Source organism: Deferribacter autotrophicus (assembly GCF_008362905.1).
In the GTDB taxonomy this organism is placed as follows: domain Bacteria; phylum Chrysiogenota; class Deferribacteres; order Deferribacterales; family Deferribacteraceae; genus Deferribacter; species Deferribacter autotrophicus.
In genome coordinates this window covers 144,483-165,169 of sequence record NZ_VFJB01000005.1, presented here as the reverse complement: position 1 = coordinate 165,169, position 20,687 = coordinate 144,483, and the positions used below count along the sequence as shown (strand labels likewise).

The following is a 20,687-nucleotide window of genomic DNA, read 5'->3' as shown; positions in this document are numbered from 1 at the left end:
TTAAAATTTTATACCTTTAAAAGGATTTCTCTTTTTCTCCTTAGGCAACTTATTCAGCATATCAAAAACATAAGGGGTTACCTTCATGAAACTTTTGGCAACAGGTGATTTTTTCAAATCCTTTGACATGGCAACAGAAGGTGGCAATACAGATATAAGAAAATATAACAAAACACCTAAAATGACACTTGCCTTTATAACCCCAAAGGCAAAACCACCAGTCTTATCCATCCATCCAAGTTTAATCGTTTTAAAGAATTTTCTAAGTAAAGTTCCAATTAAAAATATAACAATGTAAATCAGCAAAAACGTAATCACAAATCCTAAGGCATCGGCAACACTTCGTTTAATACCAAACCCACTTATTATCTTTGCAAAAATTCCATAATATTGATAAGCTAATACATACCCTAAAATTAATCCCAAAATACCGAAAACCTCACTAATAAGCCCTCTAAACAAACCCTTGATACCAAAAACCCCAATGACTATTAACAAGACAATATCAATTACCCCCATTGAACGCCTCATTGACAAGTTTATTCACAAGCTTGCCATCAGCTCTTCCTTTAACTTTAGACATCACACCCTTCATCACCTGACCAAAATATTTTTTATCTTTACTTTCAAGCTTGCCTATTTCCTCTTCTATTATTTTTTTAAGCTCCTCTTCGCTTAACTGTTCAGGAAGATATTTAGAAAGAATCTCAATCTCTTTTTTCTCTTTTTCAGCCAAATCAGCTCTACCGGCCTTTTCGTACTGTTCTACCGCATCTTTTCTCTTTTTAATAGCACTTTGAACAACCTGAATAACCTCATCATCATCAAGCTCTTTCTTTTTATCTATCTCAGCATTTTTAATCTCTGCTCTAAGCATCCTTATTGCTCCAAGAGCTATTTCATTTTTTTCTCTCATAAATTTTTTCATATCATCAAGTATTTGATTTTTTAAACTCATCGACATAACCTCCTTCTCTTTTTCCAACAACCCTTGCCAGCATAAACAAACAATCACTCAACCTATTTATAAACTTCAAAATGTTTTTGTCAATCTTAATATCTTTCGACAAAGCCACCACTCTTCTTTCAAATCTGCGACAAACTGTTCTACATACATCACACTTCGCAGCAGCCAGTGTTTCCGACGGTATTATAAAACTTTTTAACTTACCAAACTCCATTTCGAAATCTGCTAACATCTTATCAAGAAAATCCATATCCTCTTCTGATACAAAATAATTTTCCATAAGTTTTGTGCTTGCAAGGTTGGCATTTATTTTAAAAATTATCTTTTGAACTTCCTCAATAAAATCTTTAAAATCTTTTGCATAAAATTTTAATTCTGCAAGATGGCTAATAAGCTCATCCCCTGTACCGTATGCCTCCACTCTCAAATCATCTTTTTCTACTCTTTCACCCGAAAACAGATAAGTTTTTCCAAAATCACCCTTTTTTGTAGCAATACTCATGAAATAAGTCCTTTATCTTTTGCAAAATTCACAAAAGACCTATCATACGTTTTTTCAGCTTCTGGTGAAAAATAACAAGCTGGCAACTCATCCCTTTCTCTGTGATACGCTATACAATCACAGCAACGACCTCTTTTCGAACAACTCATCCAAGTACATGGACATTTTTCCGCAATCTTATGAGCCTTACATTCCATAAGCCACCTCCTTAATTACTTAACATCTCAGCAATTTCTAGAAGTGTAGGATCAAGCTCTTTTCTTTTAAATAACACTTCATCAAGTTTTACAAGTTCCATTTTAGTCTTTTGTAATGCAACCATATCACCACATGCACCATCTAAAAGTGCTTCCACTGCAAATGCACCCATCCTTGTGGCAAGCGTTCTATCAAAAACAGTGGGGCTACCTCCTCTTTGCAAATGCCCAAGAACAGTAATCCTTGTATCAAATCCACCAATCATACCAAAAACTTTTCCAAAATCGTAAGCAGAACCAACACTTTCAGCCACAATTATAATACTCCTTGTTTTACCTTCTTCATACCTTCTTTTAATCTTCTCAATTATTTTCTCGATGTTGTAAGGAACTTCAGGGATCAATACCGCCTCAGCTCCACCGGCAATGGCAGACATAAGTGCAAGATATCCACAATCTCTACCCATAACCTCTATCAAAAATGTCCTATCATGAGAACTCGCAGTATCATTTATTGAATCGATACATCTTACTATTGTATTAAGTGCAGTATCAACACCAATAGACATATCTGTACCGTATATATCATTATCGATTGAACCAGGAATCCCTATCACTTTTACTCCGTATTTCTTACAAAGCACGTTAGCTCCACGCAAGGAACCATCTCCACCTATAACAATCAATGCATCAATATTAAACTTTTCAAGATTTTTTATAGCTTCCTTTTGTCCTTCCTCCGTTTTAAATCGCTCACTTCTGGCACTTCTTAAAAAAGTCCCTCCACGTTGAATAATATTTGCCACATCCCTACTTTCAAGTTTTCTAAACTTCCCCTCTATCATCCCTTTGTAACCTTGCTCTATACCATATACTTCCAATCCTTTAGAAATAGCAGTCCTCACAACACTTCTTATTGCAGCATTCATTCCGGGGCAATCCCCACCACTTGTTATAACAGCAACTCTTTTCATCAACTCCCCCTTTTATTTAGTTGCCACTTAAAAATTGGCAACTAATTTATAATAATTGATTTATTGCAATATCTCTATAAAAATCCCCCCAGTTTTTTGATAATTCTTGCAAAAACTAGGGATATAACCCTTTTTTTAATTATTTATAAAATCATAAAATTTTTTTATTTAATAAAAAGTTCTCACTTTTTCAGTGAGAACTTTTTAGAAACTCCTGATAAAAATCAGGATATTTCTTATAAGATATCGGATCAATCTCTCCGGCATCCATAAAACCTTTCAACCTTAAAAAACAACTATCACATTCACCACAAGCCTTATCTTCACTTTTATAACAAGACCAGCTCAGATGCAAAGGTGCTTTCAACTCAACCCCTTTTTGCACTATTTGACCTTTTTTCAAATTAATTAAAGGAGTTACCACTTCAACTTTAAAGTCTGAAGCAAGCGCCACAGATAAAAGCTCGTTAAACTTTTTATAAAATATCTCCCTGCAATCGGGATACCCCGAACTATCCTCTTCTACAGCTCCTATAAATATTTTCTCTGCCCCTATAACTTCAGCCCAACTCGTAGCAATTGAAAGTATATTTGCATTTCTAAAAGGTACATAGGTGGTAGGTATTCCTTCCCTGTTCAATTTACCTTTTTCCACTTCCATACTCTCATCGGTAAGAGATGAACCACCAATCTTTTTCAAATAACTAATATCAACAACCATAGTGTCTTTAGCATTATAAAAAGATGATATATCATAGAACGCCTGTAATTCTCTTTTTTCAGTTCTCTGTCCATAATTGACATGAAGAAAGTAAAGCTCATATCCCAAATCCTTGGCTATGGCTGCTGTCACGCAGCTATCCATTCCACCACTTACCAAAACAATACCCTTAGACATTTTCCCTCCATTTTTTTATAAAATATAAGATTATAATTTATTGAATTCTTTTACTTTTCCATACTTATATTGTCTATTAAGTTTCATAATTTGATTATAACAAATATAATGAAATTTTAAATAAAATATTACTAATATATCGAAAGAAATTTATCAATAACGTAACTTCTTGGTGTCACCTCAATTTTTACAAATAATCCTATTAATAAGGGTTGTAGAAGGTTGTGAGGGTATTAGGGGTTGAAGAGGTAAAAGGGAGGACAGGGAAATGGCTAAAGAGTAAAAGTTCAAGGTTCAATGTTCAAAGTTCAAGGTTCAATGTTTAAAAAGGTTAAGATTTAGGATAAGGTTAAGGAAATAAATTTCAAGTATCACTCTTACAACCCTTATTACTTTTACAACCCTTACAACCTTTACTACTTTAGAAAAAGTGTATTCGCAAGTCGTACTATTATTTTCTAAATTTACTGATCTAAAACTGCTTTTAAATCGCCTTGATTATTTTCAATATGCTCTTCCAGTTCTTTATGTAAACCAATAAAGAAGTCAATTTTCTCAATTGCTTCTAGCGAATATTTATTTTTATAATCAATATAATCATTAGCCTCTTTACTAACTCTTTCTAATCTCTCCATAATCGCACCTCTTTTCTTTTTTTCAAAACTTTAACTTTAAAAAATTATTATGAAAACTTTAATCTATGATTGATTGTACATTCATTTTTTAACAATAAATTTAACAAAAATCTTCTTAGTTGTATTATTTTAAAAATTTACTGATAAGATAACAAATTATCTTACAATATGAGAAATAATTTCAACTGCACCATCTATTGAAACTTTCGACATGTTAATTAATAAATGATACAAATTTTTATCATCAATATTTTTGTCGTAATAATGCTCCACAAAATTCCTTTTTCTTTTATCAATCTCCATAATTTTTTTTCTCGCATCATTCTCTGAAATATTTTCACTTTTCGACACCCATTTGATTCTATCTTCAATATCAGCATATAGCCTGAAATGGTAAGCTTTTTCAAAATTTTGCAATATACATTGTGAACCCCTTCCAAGAATCACAACATTATCTTCATCTGCAAGTTTGGTAATTAACCTTTCCACCATTGAATGAAAAATTTCACTATCTATGACATGGCTGGCGGAGAATCTGTCACCAAATAAATCTTGATCATCATCCAATATCTTGATTTCTTTTTCAGCTTCTTCTACTTTTTCAAAAATATCTTTAAACATATCTAGATCAAAATACTTTGATATAAAAGCTTTGAAATTAGAGTGCATCTCCTCATCATATTTCTCGACCACCTCTTTAGGAACCCCGGTTAAAATGGCAATATACTCAATCAACTCTTTATTTATATATTTATAATTTAACTGCTTACTCAATCGTGCAGCGACAAATTCTCCCGAACATCCATACTCTCTAGAAATGGTAATTACGGCCATTTAAGCACCCCCACCCTTTTAATAGCAAGATCGCATTCTATTTTTTTTATAAAATACTCTAAAGATTTTTTACTGACCGGATGAATATAATCGGGGCAAATCTCCTTCATAGGATAAACTACAAAACTTCGTTTGTGAAACTGCAAATGGGGTATAATCAACTCATCAGTTATAAAAACTTTTCTATTAAAATCGATTATATCAACATCTATAATCCTCGGCATCCATCTCTCTGTATGAGTTCTACCCATCTTTTTTTCAATCTCTTTACACACATCTAAAAGCTCAATTTGAAATAACTTTGTTTCTGCTTCCACTACAATATTAAAATAGTCAGGTTGGTCATCAAGTAGCAACGATTTCGTTCTATAAACTGATGATATCTTTTCAATTTGAACAAGTTTTTTTTCAAGAAGCAGCAAAGAAGTATATATATTTTTTAACTTGTCTCCAAGATTAGTACCGATAGAAAGAATTACCTTATGCATTAAGCTCCTTCAAAATGGCTTCACGCACTTCCAGAAGTAATTCATTTATCTTTTTCCCTTCGGAAGAAACTGGCGGTAAAAAAGTAATGGAGATTTTTTGAAACGGACGAATTTTTAAGCTGTTTTTCTTTAAAACATTATTCGTCCCTCTGATTGCAAATGGCAATATATCAAGCCCCGCCCTTTTTGCCAAAATAAAGCCACCTTGCTTAAATTCCAGTAATTTACCGTCTTCAGACCTGGTACCTTCTGGAAACACTAAAATAGAATCACCCTCCTTCAGCTTTTTTGACGCTTCAATTAAACTTTTCATGGCTTCTCTCGGATTTTCCCTATCAACAGGTATAAAATCCATTCGTTTTAGTACAGTACCAAAAAATGGGATAGAAAAAAGCTCTTTTTTTGCCATAAAAACGATTTTATCTTTTAAAGCTACAAACACAAGAAAAATATCAAAATAGCTTAAATGATTCCCCATTACGATGTAATTCTTTGTAAAATCAATATTTTCTATTCCTTTAACTTCATATTTTGTAAAGGTAGCCATTAAAGAAAACTTACCCCAATAATATCCAAGCTTTCTATAAAAGCTCCTTTTATTAAATTTGAACCTAATCAACTCGAAAGGAGCACCAACAATAATTGTAATGGCTGTAATCAAAATCAAAATAAACCAAAAAAAATAACTAAGAATCACAACACTTCCCCCTAATTGCCTCACTGAGATCAGTTAAAATGGAAGCAAATAAAGGATTGTTAAAAATACAGGTTTTAATCTTCTCTACACCAACTTTCAATTGTATCATTAAACCAAAAATATTTATCAGCTCAGATGCACCTTTACCAAGCACATGAGCTCCCACAATCTTACTGTCATCTTTATTATAAATTATTTTTATTACTCCTTTTGAAAATCCTAAAATAGCTGATTTTTCAATGTCCGCAAAACTATATTTAATTACTTCATAGTTCATCTTTTGCTCTTTTGCCTCCTGTTCAGTAATTCCAATTGAAGCAATCTCAGGATCAGCATAAATAATTTTTGGGATAGTTACTTTTTTATAATTTCTCTTTGCACCTAAGATATTATCTACTACTATTTCCGAAGACTTATAAGACCAATTAACAAACATATTAAAACCAGTGGCATCACCGACCACAAAAACCTTTTTATTACTAGTCTGCAAATAATTATTAAGCTTGATTCTACCGTCTTTTACCCTGATACCAGCTTTTTCCAAATCCAAATTTGCTAAATTAGGTTCACGTCCTATTGCTACGAAAGTCTCGTTTGTTTCTATCTTTTCACCATTATTAAGAAAAATTATGATCTTACTACCAACCCTTTCAATTTTTTCAGGTACAACTTTTTTAAGTATATTGACACCACCTTTTTTAAGAGCATCTTCAAATTTTTTCACAATAAAATCATCAAAATCTCTCAAAAGCTTATCTTCCTTCTCAACAATTGTTACCTGAGCACCAAAACGCTTAAAAATAACTGCAATTTCTACTCCTACATATCCTCCACCAATAATTGTTATATTTTCAGGAATTGATTCTAGATTTAAAAAGTTTTCTAGAGTTAAATAATTTATTTTTGATCCAAGTTTCAAACTTTTAGGAGTAGAGCCAGTAGCTATCACAACATAATCAAACTCATATACCTCATCATCAATTAATATTGAACTTTCGTTTAAAAACTTTGCTACACCAGATTTCAAAGAAATATTATTTTCCACAAGCTCATTAATAAAAGTCTTACTTAACTTATTTTTTATAGTATCAATACTTTTTCTTAGCTTTTTTACATGTACTTTTACATCTTTTTCTTTTATATCAATGAAGTTTATTATTCTATTGATAAACATATCATACAAGTAACTATAATACAGTACAGAATTTGATAAAACACTCCCCTTCTGTACGTAATTATTTGCTACATTGTTATCTACAACAAGAACGGATTTACCTTTTTGGCTTAATTGTTTGGCAGTGCTGATCCCGGCAGGACCAGCACCTATGACAATTACATCGAAGTAATTATCCATATGTTATGTTCCAATTTCCCAGGCTGATAAATACTCTTTTTGTTCTTCCGTTAATTGGTCTATTTTAATTCCCATTGTAGCAAGTTTTGTGAATGCTATATCCTGCTCAATTTCTTCAGGCAGGACATAAACTTTATTTTCTAATTTATCTTTATTTTTTACAACATACTCGGATGCTAGAGCTTGCGTCGCAAAACTCATATCCATAACACTTGCAGGGTGTCCTTCAGCTGCACTAAGATTCACAAGTCTTCCTTCAGCAAGCAGATATATTTTTCTTCCATCAGCTAAAACATATTCATCTACAAAGTTTCTAACATTTTCATTAATTTCTTCTGCAAGTTCTTTCAAAGCCGGAATATCAATCTCCACATCAAAATGACCGGAATTGCATATATAGCATCCATCTTTCATCACTTCAAAATGCTCTTTTCTTAACACATGGATATTTCCTGTTACAGTGCATATTATATCCGCTTCTTTAACTGCATCAATCATTTCCATAACTCTAAAGCCATCCATTGCAGCTTCTAATGCTTTAATGGGGTTTACTTCAGTTACTATAACATTAGCTCCCATACCTTTTGCTCTCTCGGCAAGACCACGACCACACCAGCCATATCCTGCAATCACAAAGGTTTTACCAGCAAGCAGAACATCTGTTGCCCTTATAATTCCATCCAGAGTAGATTGCCCAGTTCCGTACCTGTTATCAAACATATACTTTGTCTGCACATCATTCACAGCTATCACCGGAAATTTCAAAACATTATTCTTTTCCATAGCCTTAAGCCTGATAACACCCGTGGTAGTTTCCTCCATACTTCCTAAAATCTGCCCATATAGCTCTGGATGATTCTTTAAAATTTCACTTACCAAATCTGCCCCATCATCCATTGTAATGTTTGGAGAATGAGCAATGGCACTCTCAAGATGTTTATAATACGTTTCGTTATCTTCCCCTTTTATTGCAAATACAGGTATCCCAAAATCCCTAACAAGTGAAGCAGCCACATCATCCTGCGTAGATAGAGGGTTTGATGCACAAAGCACTACATCAGCGCCACCCGCCTTCAAAGTCCTCACAAGGTTTGCAGTCTCAGCTGTGACATGAAGACAGCAAGACATCTTTAAACCAGCAAAAGGCTTTTCTTTTTCAAACCTCTCCCTTATTTTTGATAGGACAGGCATATCTTTATCTGCCCAAAGAATACGCCTTTTACCCAAATCAGCTAAGTTTATATCCTTTATATCATATTTCATTTAAAAATCCTCCTTTTTAAGCTCCTAATTTTCCAGCCAACTCTTTTATTTCATCCACCCTGTTTGTTTGTTCCCAGCTAAACTCTTTCCTACCAAAATGCCCATAAGCAGCTGTTTTCTTGTATATAGGCTTTCTTAAATCAAGAGCTTCTATGATACCTTTTGGAGTCAAATCAAATACTTTTTCTACAATCTTCTCTATCTCTTCATCTGGAATAATCCCAGTACCAAATGTGTTTACCATAATTGACACAGGGTATGCTACACCAATAGCATAAGCAAGCTGAATCTCACATCTTGTTGCAAGGCCAGCAGCTACTATATTTTTCGCCACCCATCTTGCTGCATAAGCTGCACTTCTATCCACTTTAGATGGGTCCTTACCACTGAAACATCCTCCACCATGTCTTCCTATGCCGCCATAAGTATCAACAATTATCTTTCTACCTGTAAGACCGCAATCCCCCATTGGACCACCAATTACAAATCTTCCAGTCGGATTTATATGGTATGTCACATGTTCTTCATCTAGAAGTTCTTTTGGTACAACGGGCTTAATTATTTTCTCTATTACATCTTCTTTTAAATCATTTAATTTCACATCAGGAGAATGTTGTGTTGATACAACAATGGTGTCTATCTTAACAGGTTTAAAACCCTCATACTGAATAGTTACCTGAGATTTTCCATCAGGCCTTAAATAGTGTAAAATCCCTTGTTTCCTAACGTCACTTAACTGCTTACATATTTTATGAGCAAGCATGATAGGTAAAGGCATCAATTCCTCTGTTTCATCACAGGCAAAACCAAACATTAACCCCTGATCACCTGCACCACCAGTATCCACACCCATAGCTATATCAGGTGATTGTTTATCAATTGTAGTTATTACTCCACAGGTTTCATAATCAAAACCATACTTTGCTCTTGTATAACCTATCTCTTTTATTGTTTCTCTAACAATACCCGGAATATCAACATATGTACGTGTTGTTATTTCACCTGCTACAATTGCTAAACCTGTCGTAACCAATGTTTCACACGCCACACGGCTGTATGGATCATCTTTTATCAAAGCATCTAAAATCGCATCTGATATTTGATCAGCAACTTTATCAGGATGACCTTCTGTTACTGATTCTGATGTAAACACATACCTCTTTCTTTCCATTCTTATTCCCCCTGAATTTTCTCTTTGTATTCTTTTATTATTTGATTCATCCTATCTTTTCCTTTTAACTTTGTAAGTTTAATCTCTTTTATTTTCAGCTCCACTTCAGGAGGAAAGTATTTTAAACTGTAAAGGGCTTCCAAATCTTGCTCTAACCTTATATGTTCTTCAAAAAGTTTTCTGAATTCATCATTTTTTTCAAGCAACTCTTTAATAATAGTATCATTCTTATCTAACATATTTCACCCCTTCTTTAATTTCATTAAAATTGCATGCTTACCTAAACCATAATAATTCAATCTCTTACCATATTCTATAAAACCAAATTTTGTATATAATCTTCTTGCTGCTTTATTACCTTCTTCAACCTCAAGGTAAAAAACAGCATCCCCTTTAGAATCTAAAACAAATTCTAGCAATTTACCTCCAACCCCTTGTCCTTGATATGATTTTGAAACAGCTATATTTGCAATCTCAACTTCATTTCCTAAATCCCATATAACAACAAAACCGATTATACTTTTATTATACTCATAAACATATATTTGTGAACAAGGATTATAAAATTCTTTAACAAAACTTTCATAACTCCATGGAGTATCATAAACTTCCATCTCTATAGCATAAATTTTCTTTAAATCATCATAAACCGCAGGCTTTATCAAAGTTAATCTCTGCCTGTGATTTTCTCATATAAAAAGGTTCATATCCTCTTAAAAAATCTTTAAATAAACTATGTTCATAACATCTTGTAAGATCAATATACTTTTTATTTAACACATAAGTATCAGAAGAGATTTCATCTTCCTTAATCACCAGATAGTCACTGAATTTGTTCTCTTTAAAATCGTATTCTCTATAAGCATATTCATTTAATCTGAGCTTTGTCGCAACAGAAATCTTATCAACATTTTTATCTTTATTCAATCTCAATGCAGCTGCATCAAGAGATGTAATCCCATACAACGGTCTTCCTGTGGACAAAGACAACCCTAATATTGTAGATACACCGATTCTAATCCCCGTAAAAGAACCGGGACCTACAACAACATAAAACTCATCAATATCACGGATATCAATCTTTAATGACTTAAAAGCAAAATCAATTATTGAAAGCAATTCTTCATTAAACCTGCTTTTCAATAGAACGGAATTACTATAAATAATTGCTGATGATTGATAAATGGAAAGAGATAAATAATTGGAAGATGTATCTAAAAATAATGTCTTCATTAATTATATTCTAATCTAAAAAAACTTTTAGTCAACACCGGTTGAGCCAAAACCACCATCGCCCCTTTCTGTCTCAGTAATTTCATCAACAATCTCCACTTCAGCTCTTATAACTTCAGCCACCACAAGTTGAGCAATTCTATCCCCTCTTTTCACCTGAAAATCGTCATTACCAAAATTAACAAGTATAACTTTGATTTCACCTCTGTAATCAGAATCAATAGTGCCGGGAGTGTTTAAAACGGTAATTCCATGTTTTAAAGCCAGACCACTTCTTGGCCTAACTTGTGCTTCATAACCATCAGGTAATTCAACATAAACTCCAGTGGGGATAAGTTTGAATTTGCCAGAAGGAATTACTACATCTACTCTTGAGCGCAAATCCATTCCACTGGAACCGGAAGATTTATACTCCGGAACTAAATCTTTCTCCAAACATTTCAGTTTTATTTTTAACTTTTTCATAACCACCAAATAAAAAAAAGGAACCAACAAGGTTCCTTTTATACTATTGTTTTTCTACTAAGCTTTATCCTACCCTGATCATCTTTACCAAGGTATTGAACCTGAAGTGTATCTCCTACCTTTACATGATCACGGATATTTCCAATTCTCTCTTTGCAAAATTGAGACACATGGAGCAAACCTTCTACTCCAGGAAAAAGCTCCACAAAAGCACCATAATCCACAACCCTTTTAACTTTTGCATTATATATTTTCCCCACAGTTAGCTCTTGTGTAACTGCTTCTATCATTTCCACAGCACTATCAATAGCCTCTTTACTATTTCCAAAAATGTGGAGCTCACCTTCTTCTAAGATATCAATTTTTACACCAGTTTTATCTATTATCGCCTTTATAGTCTTACCCGCAGGACCAATAAGAAGACCTACTTTTTCTGGATTTACCTTTATCTTCTCAAATTTCGGAGCATTTGGAGAAACCTCTTTCCTTGGCTCAGAGAGAACGGATTTCATTTTAGCTAAAATAAATAGTCTACCTTCCCGTGCTTGTTCAAGGGCTTGTTGAAGAATTTCTCTCTTTAGCCCCTTTATCTTAATATCCATCTGTAATGCAGTAATTCCTGTTTCAGTCCCCGCTACTTTAAAATCCATATCACCAAGATGATCCTCAATCCCCATTATGTCGCTTAAAATCACATATTTATCTTCTTCATAAATTAATCCCATTGCAATTCCTGCTACCACATCCTTGATTGGTACACCTGCATCCATCAATGCAAGAGAACCACCACATACCGTTGCCATAGAGGAAGACCCATTAGATTCAAGAATCTCAGATACTACCCTTATTGTATAAGGGAAAGAATCTTCATCAGGTATAACAGGGGCTAAAGCTCTCTCGGCAAGAAAACCATGACCAATCTCACGTCTTCCTGGTGGTCTTAAAGGACTTACTTCACCAACAGAATAAGGTGGGAAATTATAATGAAGCATAAAACGCTTGAAAGTTTCCCCTTCCAAGTCATCAAGTAATTGACTATCAAACTTTGTCCCTAAGGTTGTTGTGACAAGAGCTTGTGTTTCACCGCGGGTAAAAAGTGCTGAACCATGAGCGCAAGGGAGTAAATCCACTTCTATATCAATAGGTCTTATTTCATCATAGCGTCTTCCATCAACTCTACGCCCTGAATTCAATGTTATTTCACGAAAAACTTTTTTTTCTACCTTTTGATAAACCTCATTATATACAGCTTTTTTTTCTTCAAACTCTTCACCCAATCTTTCCTGCAACTTCTCAAAATATTCTTCTTTTATCTTATCGATGGCAGCATACTTATCGAGTTTTTTAGGAAGCAACACAGCTTCTTTTAACTTTTCACTTAATTCCTTATATGCTTCTTCTACCAAGTCATCAGAAACTTTAAAGTCTCTATAATCGATTTTCTCTTTACCAATTTCCTCTCTCATTTTCAGCTGAAGATCTACAAGCTTCTTAATTGCCTCATGCCCAAATTCAAGTGCATTTATCACATCTTCTTCAGAACAGTTTTTCATACCAGCTTCAACCATAACAATGGAATCTTTTGTTCCTGCCACAACGATATTCATATCAAATTCATCTAAATAAGCTACAGGCGGATTTATCACATAACTACCATTAACTTTGCCTACTCTTACAGCACCAACAGGACCTTCAAAAGGTATATCTGATATCATTAATGCAGCACTTGCTGCATTTAATGCTAAAATATCTGTTGCATTTGTTTGATCACTGGAAACAACTGTGGCGACAATCTGTGTTTCGTTTCTAAACCCTTCAGGGAAAAGCGGCCTTATGGGTCTATCAATAAGTCTTGCTATAAGCGTCTCTCTATCGGAGGGTTTTCCTTCTCTTTTTATAAACCCTCCAGGAATCTTACCCACAGCATAAAACTTCTCAATATAATTCACAGTAAGTGGGAAAAAATCAATATTTTCAGGAACATCATCACTCGCTACTGCAGTAACAAGAACAACAGAACCACCTTGTTTTATCCAAATACTTCCATTTGTTTGCTTAGCTTTCCAACCAGCTTCAAAAATAATAGGGTCACTATCTTCTGTTAACTTAATTTCATAACTAAATATTTTCTTTTCCATATATTACTTCCTTAATCCAAGCGCCTCAATCAGATTTTTATATCTGTTGAAATCCTTTTTTCTTAAATAATCAAGAAGCTTTCTTCTTTGACCAACCAACATTAAAAGACCTCTTCTTGAATGATGATCTTTTGGATGCTGTTTAAAATGCTCTGTGAGATATTTAATTCTCTCGGTAAGTAAAGCTACCTGCACTTCAGGAGAACCAGTATCCCCCTCATGCCTCTTAAATTTCTCAATAATTTCTCTTTTTCTTACTGAATCTAAAGCCATTACACACCTCCATTTTTAAAGCTTTTATTTATAGCAAATTTTTTTTTAAAAAACAATATTTATCTACTACTGGAGTCACCCCATTTCTTGCAAAACTTTGTTTTAATGAGTTTGTGGGGAAACATTTTTCGGGTTCAAGTTCCCATAAAACCGCCATGGATGGCGGTTTTAGAGGAACTTGCCTCGGAACAAAACTGGACGTTTTGTGAGAATGAGAAAAATGTTTTCCCACAAACAATTCAACATAATTTATTGATATATAATTATAATTCAAAACAGCCTCCGAAAAAATTGGGTGACGCCAGTTATCTACTACCACTATTACTTACTCAATTCAAAAAAACATGTTCAATCTTCAAAGGATAAATTGATCCTTCTTCCTTTTTTGCAATAGCAAAAATATTACCTTCTCTATCACTTAAAAAATAATATTTATCATAATCTGTTATGGGAAATTTTAGATACATAGCCCTCTTTAATTTACCACCATTCTTTGCAAGTTTTAAGTATTCATCTTTTACAACAGCAGTAGGGAATAACAACACTTTCCAAACAGGAATAATAAAAGAATAATCATTTTCATCTATTTTTTTCTCAATATCTTCTATTTTTAAAGCATCTTTTATACTAAAGTCTCCACTTCTAGTTCTAATAAGATTGCTCATTGTGGCAAATGAACCAAGCCTGATACCCATTTCATTTATAAAACTTCTTATATAAGTTCCTTTAGAACATACTATTTTAACTATCCCTGTTGGATACTGATAGTCAACTAATTCAACATGAAAAATTTTTGAGACTCTACTTCCTGCATCAAAATCTTTTTTCTGCCTTGCAAGCTTATAAGCTCTTTCCCCACCAATCTTCACAGCAGAAAATTTAGGCACAGGAAGTAATAAATCACCTGTCATCTCTCTTAAAACTTTTTTAACTTCTTCAATACTTGGAATTTTATCTTTATTTTCACTGACAATTGTTCCCGTGATATCAAAAGTATCAGTGGAAATTCCCAACTTAAACTCAGCTATATATTCTTTCTCATTTTCATTTAAGTATTTGATAAATTTAGTAGCATTATTCACACATACAGGTAAAACACCTTCAGCTATAGGATCAAGTGTACCTGTATGCCCACACTTCTTTGCACCTAAAATCTTACGCAATTTATCAATCGCTTTGAAAGAACTTATATTTTTTTCTTTGTAAAGAATTATAAATCCATTAAGATTCATGAAGCTTTTTAATTATCTGCTCTATTTTAAAACCTTCATCCACAGTATCATCGATGAAAAATTCAAAAGATGGTATTTTTTTTAAACGTAGTGAGCGTTTTATATTCTCTCGCAAAAATCCTTTACTTCTATTTAAGCCAGACAAAATATCCTCAAGGTTAGCTTCCACATCATAAGAGCGAAAATATATCCTCGCAATGCTTAAATCATTCGTAACTTTCACAGCGGTGATTATAACTGATTTTACACGAGGGTCTTTGACTTCATAAATTATTAACCTAGAAAGTTCTTCTCTCAGTAACTCTGAAACTCTTTTTGCACGTAAACCTTTTGCCATCATCTATAAAATTTCCTCATACATTTTTAATATGTTGATTTCTGGAAAATTATCAACAAAATTTATGATTTTTTGCAACATTTCATCCACTAAGCGTCTGTTATCTGATACTGTAGTAACAGCCAAGACACTTCTATTCCATACATCTTTACCACCCACCTCAGAAACAGCAACATTAAACTTATTTTTCATTTGCGATTTCAAACTGTTTAATACTCGTCTTTTATCTTTCAGAGAAAATGCCCCAGGTATATCTAATTCAAACAACACCGCCCCAATTATAAATGTACTATTTCTCATTATTTTCCCCTTTTACATCATCAAGGGTTCTTTTCTCCTCTACAAGTTCGTAAACTTCTAATATATCACCTTCTTTTATATCATTATACCTATCAATTGTTAAACCACATTCATAACCAGCCACAACCTCTTTCACATCATCCTGAAAACGCTTCAATGTTCCAATTTTGCCATCATAAATAACAACATTATCCCTTAAAATTCTCACATTTGAATTCCTTGTTACTTTACCTTCAAGGACATAACAACCAGCCACTCTACCAACTTTAGATATGGTAAATACTTTCCTAATCTCAACCTTACCAACTATATTTTCTTTTGTCTCAGGAGTGAGCATACCTTCAATAGCCTTTTTAACGTCCTCAATTGCATCATAGATAACAGAGTAAAGATGAATTTCCACCTTTTCCCTTTCACTTGCCGCCTTAGCTTTTGAATCAGGTCTTACATTAAAACCAATAATAATAGCATTTGAAGCTGATGCTAAAAGGACATCAGACTCACTTATTGCACCTACTCCATCATGGATAACATTAACTTTTACCTCAGGATTAGAAAGCTTAAGCAATGATGATTTCAATGCTTCCACAGATCCCTGAACATCAGCTTTTATAATAATGTTAAGCTCTTGAAGCTCACCTTCCTGAATTTTACTAAATATATCTGTAAGGCTAACCTTACTTTTCTCAAGAAGCTCCTGCTCTCTCTTTTTCTCTTTCCTCATTTCAGCTATTTGTTTTGCCAGTTTTTCATTTGGTAAAACTATCAATCTTTCCCCTGCATCAGGCACTTCAGAAAAGCCCATTAATTCCACAGGGATAGATGGGCCAGCTTCTTTCACAGTCTTACCTAAGAAATTGAACATTGACCTAACCTTACCATACTGAGCACCCACTACAAAAACATCACCTTTTTTCAATGTCCCGTTTTGTACAATAACAGTTGCAACAGGTCCTCTATGTTTATCCAGCTTTGATTCAATAATTACACACTCAGCAGGACGCTTTGGATTTGCTTTGAGCTCAAGCATCTCTGCTTCTAACCATACTCTTTCCAAAAGTTCATCTATTCCCTGTCCTGTTTTTGCTGAAACTTCCTGAAACTGATAATCTCCACCCCACTCATCTGAAATAATGCCAAGCTCAGCAAGCTGTCCTTTCACATGTTCTGGGTTAGCATTTGGTTTATCAATTTTATTAATAGCTACCACTATTGGAACATTTGCAGCTTTTGAATGGTCAATAGCCTCTTTTGTTTGAGGCATAACACCATCATCTGCAGCAACCACAAGAATAACAATATCTGTTACCTGAGCTCCTCTTGCCCTTAATGTAGTAAAAGCTTCATGACCAGGAGTATCAAGAAACACAAGTTTCCCTTGTGGTAAATCAACTTCATAAGCACCTATATGCTGAGTTATTCCTCCAGCCTCTTTCTCTGCAACTTTTGTTTTTCTTATTTTATCCAAAAGAGAAGTCTTACCATGATCCACATGTCCCATAACTGTAATAATTGGAGGTCTCGGTTTTAAATCCTCAGGCTTATCTTCATACTTTGGTATTAAATCTTCTTCAGTAACTGTTTTTACTTCTACTTCAATATCATACTCAGCACCCAAAAGCTGCGCAGTTTCAGCATCAATTGATTGAGTAATATTAGCCATTACACCCATTTCAAAAAGTTTCTTTACTATTTCATTTGCCTTTATACCCATCAACCTTGCTAATTCAGTAATTGAAACACTTTCACCAATCTGAATCTTAGAAGGTTTTACAGGTTTTCTAGGCTGTTCTTCTTTTTTCTCTTCAACAACTTCTTTTTTATCTACTACTTGCTCCTCTTCAGTTACTATATCTTCACCGACAAAGGTATCCTCAACTTTTTCAATTTCCTCTTCCAACTCAAGTTCATCTATACCTTCTAAAATATCCTTTTTAAAATTCTTAACTTTCTTAACACCTTTTTTCCCTTTAGGTTTTTTAACCTCTTTAACTTCTAAAATTTCATCTTTATCTTTTTTCTTCTTTTTCAAAGCTTCTTTTTCAGTATCAACTTCTATATCAGGAACTATACGTTTTTCTTCTTTTTTAACTGCTTCTTTAACAATTTCCTCTTTCTTATAAACTTTTTTACCTCTTACATCCTCTGGTTTACGAGGGCGATAAGGCTTTTTGCCTCTTTTATCTTCTTTTTTCTCTTCTCTTACAACGCCTTTATCAGGCTTAGCTTCTTCAGTCTGTATATATTTTCTAGTATCTCTATCTACGTCCTCTTTAACTTTATAAGGTTTTTCTTCTGAAATTTCCCTTTTTATACTTTTATCAACTACCTCTGCTGCAGGAGTAACTTTCTGAGCAACCTTTTTTTCCTCTTTAATCTTCTCTTTTTCAGCAGCCACTTCTCCTTTCTTAACTACTTTAGTAACTGTCTCTGCTTTAATCTCTTCCTGTTTTTTTCTGCGCAACTCATCGACTTTTTTCAAGCTCTTCTCTAATTCAAGTTTTTTCTTTAAAAGCTCTTCTTTTGATAATCTTTTTCTTTCTTTTTGACCTGCTTGATCCTTAACAACTACTTCTTTAGGTTTGGGGTGTCTTTTGCGTCTTTCCAGTGCCTTTTTCAAAAACTCTTGTCTTTTATCCATCTGCAATTTCTTAGGATCCAATCCCAACAGCTCTACTGCTTTATCATCTATACTTTTATTAACATCAATATCTTCATATCCTTTTTCTTTTAGCTTCTCCACCACCTCTTCAGCAGTAATTTTGAGCTTTTCTGCAACTTCATCGATTTTAAATCTTGCCATACAAAACACCCCTTACTAAATCCATTTTTTTATCTGCTTAATCTTTTCTAATTTTTCTATCATAACATTTGCTAACTTTTTATCAAGGACAGCATAAGCTCCCCTTATTGGCCTGTGTATATTTATTGCTACAGTCTTTTTATCATCTAACATATAAAAAGGAACTTTTTTTCTAATAATCAAATTAGTAAGCTTATCCTTACTATTTTTACTCACATCAGATGGGAAAAGACATAAAAAAGCCTTCTCCTCTTTTAAAGCTTCTTTCACCTTAAAAATGCCTTCCACTATATTCTTAGAAATTATATTTACTCTCAATAAAGTATAAATATATCTCTTGTATGTTTCCCTGACATTTTTACATAAAGCAAAAAAGGAAATATCTTCCAATATATTGCTTTTCAAATGTTTTTGAAACAACCTCTTTTTTGTACTCTTCTTAAAACACTCTTTAGAAAAACACAAGTAACACCCACGACCTTCTAGCTTTTGCTTTAAATCAAACACAAGCTGACCATCAACAATCACAAATCGAAGTAACTCATCTTTGTATTTTTCAGTATTGCATGCAATACAGGTTCTAATAGCCTTACTACCCATTACTCCTCTTCATCAGAAATTTCTTCTTCCTCATACCCAAGCTCATCAAGCTTCTCAGTAAGATAATCAATGGCACTGTTGATTATTACAATAGCCTGATCCTCATTAACACCAAGGGCCATTACTACTTCATCCACACTTGCAGTGGAAAGCTTTTCAACGTCATCAATACCATGTTCAAGTAATTTCGATATCATATTTTCATCCAAGATATCTATATTTTCAAGATTATATATCTCGTAAAACTCTTTTAACTCCTCTTCCTGCTCCTGCATTCTCTCTTTTCTAATTATGTTATATTCACTTTCTTTCAATACATCCAATCTCCAACCAGTTAACATTGCAGCAAGTCTAACATTCTGCCCTCTCTTACCAATAGCCAATGATAACTGATCATCTGGCACTACAACTTCAATTGTTTTTTCATCCTCAAATATATTTGTTAAAATTACTTCTGCAGGTGATAGAGCATTACAAACAAACTTTACAGGATCCGGAGACCATTCAATGACATCTATTTTCTCTCCACGCAATTCGTTACTTATTGCATTAATCCTTGTACCTTTTAAACCTATACAAGCACCAACAGGGTCAATACTACTACTCTTCGAATACACAGCTACTTTTGCTCGATCACCAGGCTCTCTAGCAACAGATTTAACCTCTATAATACCTTCAAACACCTCAGGTATTTCCACTTCAAACAGTTTCTTCAGAAAATCTGGATGTGTCCTGGAAAGGATCAATTGAGGCCATCCTCTAACAACCCTTATTTCAAGCAACAGAGCTCTTACATAATCACCTCTATCATAATAATCCCCAGGTATCACTTCTCTTTTAGGCATAAATGCTTCAGTTTTACCTATACTAACAATCATATTATCTTTATCAGATTTCAAAACAACCCCAGTAACAATTTGTCCAACCTTACCTTGAAATTCATCATATACTACCTGTTTTTCGGCATCTCTAATTCTTTCAAAAAGTCTTTGTTTAGCAACAAGAGCAGCTTGTCTACCAAGTTCATTAAAAGAGATAGGTACCATTATTACATCACCTAACTCAGCGTCAGGTTTAATCTTCTTTGCATCATCTATCAAAATTTCATAATTTTTATTCTCAACTGATTCAACTACCTCTTTTGGTATTTTAATGTCTATCTTACCACGCTCAAGGTCTACTGACACTTCAGGTTCAGTTAATCTACCATACTTTCTTATTACAGCAGCTCTAATAGAATCTTCAAGGGCTTCACTCAAAACTTCTCTTGACAACCCTTTTTCTCTACCTATTTCATCAGCCACTCTTGCTAACTCTTTCATCTTT

25 protein-coding genes are annotated in these 20,687 nt (G+C 33.7%); all 25 read right to left on the bottom strand.

What is annotated here, in order from left to right; all coding sequences use genetic code 11:
• Positions 1 to 519 (bottom strand): CvpA family protein, encoded by a 519-nt coding sequence (locus FHQ18_RS06730; protein WP_149266406.1) that lies wholly within the window; start codon positions 517 to 519, stop codon positions 1 to 3.
• Complete coding sequence (locus FHQ18_RS06725) at positions 506 to 958, bottom strand: GatB/YqeY domain-containing protein (protein WP_149266405.1); 453 nt, start codon at positions 956 to 958, stop codon at positions 506 to 508. The genes FHQ18_RS06730 and FHQ18_RS06725 overlap by 14 nt, the downstream gene beginning before the upstream one ends.
• Entirely contained in the window at positions 933 to 1,469 is a 537-nt protein-coding gene (locus tag FHQ18_RS06720) for a cob(I)yrinic acid a,c-diamide adenosyltransferase (protein ID WP_149266404.1), read from the bottom strand. The genes FHQ18_RS06725 and FHQ18_RS06720 overlap by 26 nt, the downstream gene beginning before the upstream one ends.
• Positions 1,466 to 1,666 (bottom strand): DUF6485 family protein, encoded by a 201-nt coding sequence (locus FHQ18_RS06715; RefSeq protein WP_149266403.1) that lies wholly within the window; start codon positions 1,664 to 1,666, stop codon positions 1,466 to 1,468. Before FHQ18_RS06715 ends, FHQ18_RS06720 begins: the two co-directional genes overlap by 4 nt.
• Before the next feature lie 11 nt (positions 1,667 to 1,677).
• The gene (gene pfkA / locus FHQ18_RS06710; RefSeq protein WP_149266402.1) at positions 1,678 to 2,640 is read right to left on the bottom strand and encodes a 6-phosphofructokinase; all 963 of its coding nucleotides are present in this window, start codon (positions 2,638 to 2,640) and stop codon (positions 1,678 to 1,680) included.
• Between the two features lie 190 nt (positions 2,641 to 2,830).
• The gene (queC, locus tag FHQ18_RS06705; protein ID WP_149266401.1) at positions 2,831 to 3,538 is read right to left on the bottom strand and encodes a 7-cyano-7-deazaguanine synthase QueC; all 708 of its coding nucleotides are present in this window, start codon (positions 3,536 to 3,538) and stop codon (positions 2,831 to 2,833) included.
• Between the two features lie 464 nt (positions 3,539 to 4,002).
• Complete coding sequence (locus FHQ18_RS12630; protein WP_188020362.1) at positions 4,003 to 4,173, bottom strand: hypothetical protein; 171 nt, start codon at positions 4,171 to 4,173, stop codon at positions 4,003 to 4,005.
• 156 nt (positions 4,174 to 4,329) lie between these two features.
• A complete protein-coding gene (locus FHQ18_RS06700) occupies positions 4,330 to 5,007 on the bottom strand; it encodes a cytidylate kinase-like family protein (RefSeq protein ID WP_149266400.1) in 678 nt (225 codons plus the stop codon).
• Positions 4,998 to 5,495 (bottom strand): 2-amino-4-hydroxy-6-hydroxymethyldihydropteridine diphosphokinase, encoded by a 498-nt coding sequence (folK, locus tag FHQ18_RS06695; protein ID WP_149266399.1) that lies wholly within the window; start codon positions 5,493 to 5,495, stop codon positions 4,998 to 5,000. Before folK ends, FHQ18_RS06700 begins: the two co-directional genes overlap by 10 nt.
• A complete protein-coding gene (locus tag FHQ18_RS06690) occupies positions 5,488 to 6,192 on the bottom strand; it encodes a lysophospholipid acyltransferase family protein (RefSeq protein WP_149266398.1) in 705 nt (234 codons plus the stop codon). Before FHQ18_RS06690 ends, folK begins: the two co-directional genes overlap by 8 nt.
• Positions 6,182 to 7,546, bottom strand: a complete 1,365-nt coding sequence (locus tag FHQ18_RS06685) for a dihydrolipoyl dehydrogenase family protein (RefSeq protein WP_149266397.1) — start codon at positions 7,544 to 7,546, stop codon at positions 6,182 to 6,184. The genes FHQ18_RS06690 and FHQ18_RS06685 overlap by 11 nt, the downstream gene beginning before the upstream one ends.
• 3 nt (positions 7,547 to 7,549) lie before the next feature.
• Entirely contained in the window at positions 7,550 to 8,809 is a 1,260-nt protein-coding gene (ahcY, locus tag FHQ18_RS06680; RefSeq protein WP_149266396.1) for an adenosylhomocysteinase, read from the bottom strand.
• A 16-nt stretch (positions 8,810 to 8,825) separates the two neighbouring features.
• Entirely contained in the window at positions 8,826 to 9,980 is a 1,155-nt protein-coding gene (gene metK / locus FHQ18_RS06675; protein ID WP_149266395.1) for a methionine adenosyltransferase, read from the bottom strand.
• 2 nt (positions 9,981 to 9,982) lie between these two features.
• The gene (locus FHQ18_RS06670) at positions 9,983 to 10,219 is read right to left on the bottom strand and encodes a DUF465 domain-containing protein (RefSeq protein WP_149266394.1); all 237 of its coding nucleotides are present in this window, start codon (positions 10,217 to 10,219) and stop codon (positions 9,983 to 9,985) included.
• A gap of 3 nt (positions 10,220 to 10,222) precedes the next feature.
• Positions 10,223 to 10,645, bottom strand: a complete 423-nt coding sequence (gene rimI / locus FHQ18_RS06665) for a ribosomal protein S18-alanine N-acetyltransferase (protein ID WP_149266393.1) — start codon at positions 10,643 to 10,645, stop codon at positions 10,223 to 10,225.
• On the bottom strand, positions 10,623 to 11,213 hold the full coding sequence (gene tsaB / locus FHQ18_RS06660) for a tRNA (adenosine(37)-N6)-threonylcarbamoyltransferase complex dimerization subunit type 1 TsaB (protein ID WP_149266392.1): 591 nt from the start codon (positions 11,211 to 11,213) through the stop codon (positions 10,623 to 10,625). The genes rimI and tsaB overlap by 23 nt, the downstream gene beginning before the upstream one ends.
• A gap of 27 nt (positions 11,214 to 11,240) precedes the next feature.
• Complete coding sequence (gene dut / locus FHQ18_RS06655) at positions 11,241 to 11,678, bottom strand: dUTP diphosphatase (protein WP_149266391.1); 438 nt, start codon at positions 11,676 to 11,678, stop codon at positions 11,241 to 11,243.
• Between the two features lie 38 nt (positions 11,679 to 11,716).
• Positions 11,717 to 13,816 (bottom strand): polyribonucleotide nucleotidyltransferase, encoded by a 2,100-nt coding sequence (gene pnp / locus FHQ18_RS06650; RefSeq protein ID WP_149266390.1) that lies wholly within the window; start codon positions 13,814 to 13,816, stop codon positions 11,717 to 11,719.
• Positions 13,817 to 13,819: 3 nt separating this feature from the next.
• On the bottom strand, positions 13,820 to 14,089 hold the full coding sequence (rpsO, locus tag FHQ18_RS06645; protein ID WP_149266389.1) for a 30S ribosomal protein S15: 270 nt from the start codon (positions 14,087 to 14,089) through the stop codon (positions 13,820 to 13,822).
• 329 nt (positions 14,090 to 14,418) lie between these two features.
• Positions 14,419 to 15,321 carry a tRNA pseudouridine(55) synthase TruB gene (gene truB / locus FHQ18_RS06640; RefSeq protein ID WP_149266388.1) on the bottom strand — a complete coding sequence of 301 codons (903 nt, stop codon included), beginning with the start codon at positions 15,319 to 15,321 and terminating at the stop codon, positions 14,419 to 14,421.
• Complete coding sequence (gene rbfA / locus FHQ18_RS06635; RefSeq protein WP_149266387.1) at positions 15,311 to 15,661, bottom strand: 30S ribosome-binding factor RbfA; 351 nt, start codon at positions 15,659 to 15,661, stop codon at positions 15,311 to 15,313. The genes truB and rbfA overlap by 11 nt, the downstream gene beginning before the upstream one ends.
• Positions 15,662 to 15,958 (bottom strand): DUF503 domain-containing protein, encoded by a 297-nt coding sequence (locus FHQ18_RS06630; protein WP_149266386.1) that lies wholly within the window; start codon positions 15,956 to 15,958, stop codon positions 15,662 to 15,664.
• Complete coding sequence (gene infB, locus FHQ18_RS06625; RefSeq protein ID WP_149266385.1) at positions 15,948 to 18,761, bottom strand: translation initiation factor IF-2; 2,814 nt, start codon at positions 18,759 to 18,761, stop codon at positions 15,948 to 15,950. Before infB ends, FHQ18_RS06630 begins: the two co-directional genes overlap by 11 nt.
• Before the next feature lie 15 nt (positions 18,762 to 18,776).
• Entirely contained in the window at positions 18,777 to 19,361 is a 585-nt protein-coding gene (locus FHQ18_RS06620) for a DUF448 domain-containing protein (protein ID WP_149266384.1), read from the bottom strand.
• Entirely contained in the window at positions 19,361 to 20,683 is a 1,323-nt protein-coding gene (nusA, locus tag FHQ18_RS06615; protein ID WP_149266383.1) for a transcription termination factor NusA, read from the bottom strand. Before nusA ends, FHQ18_RS06620 begins: the two co-directional genes overlap by 1 nt.
• Positions 20,684 to 20,687: the final 4 nt, after the last annotated feature.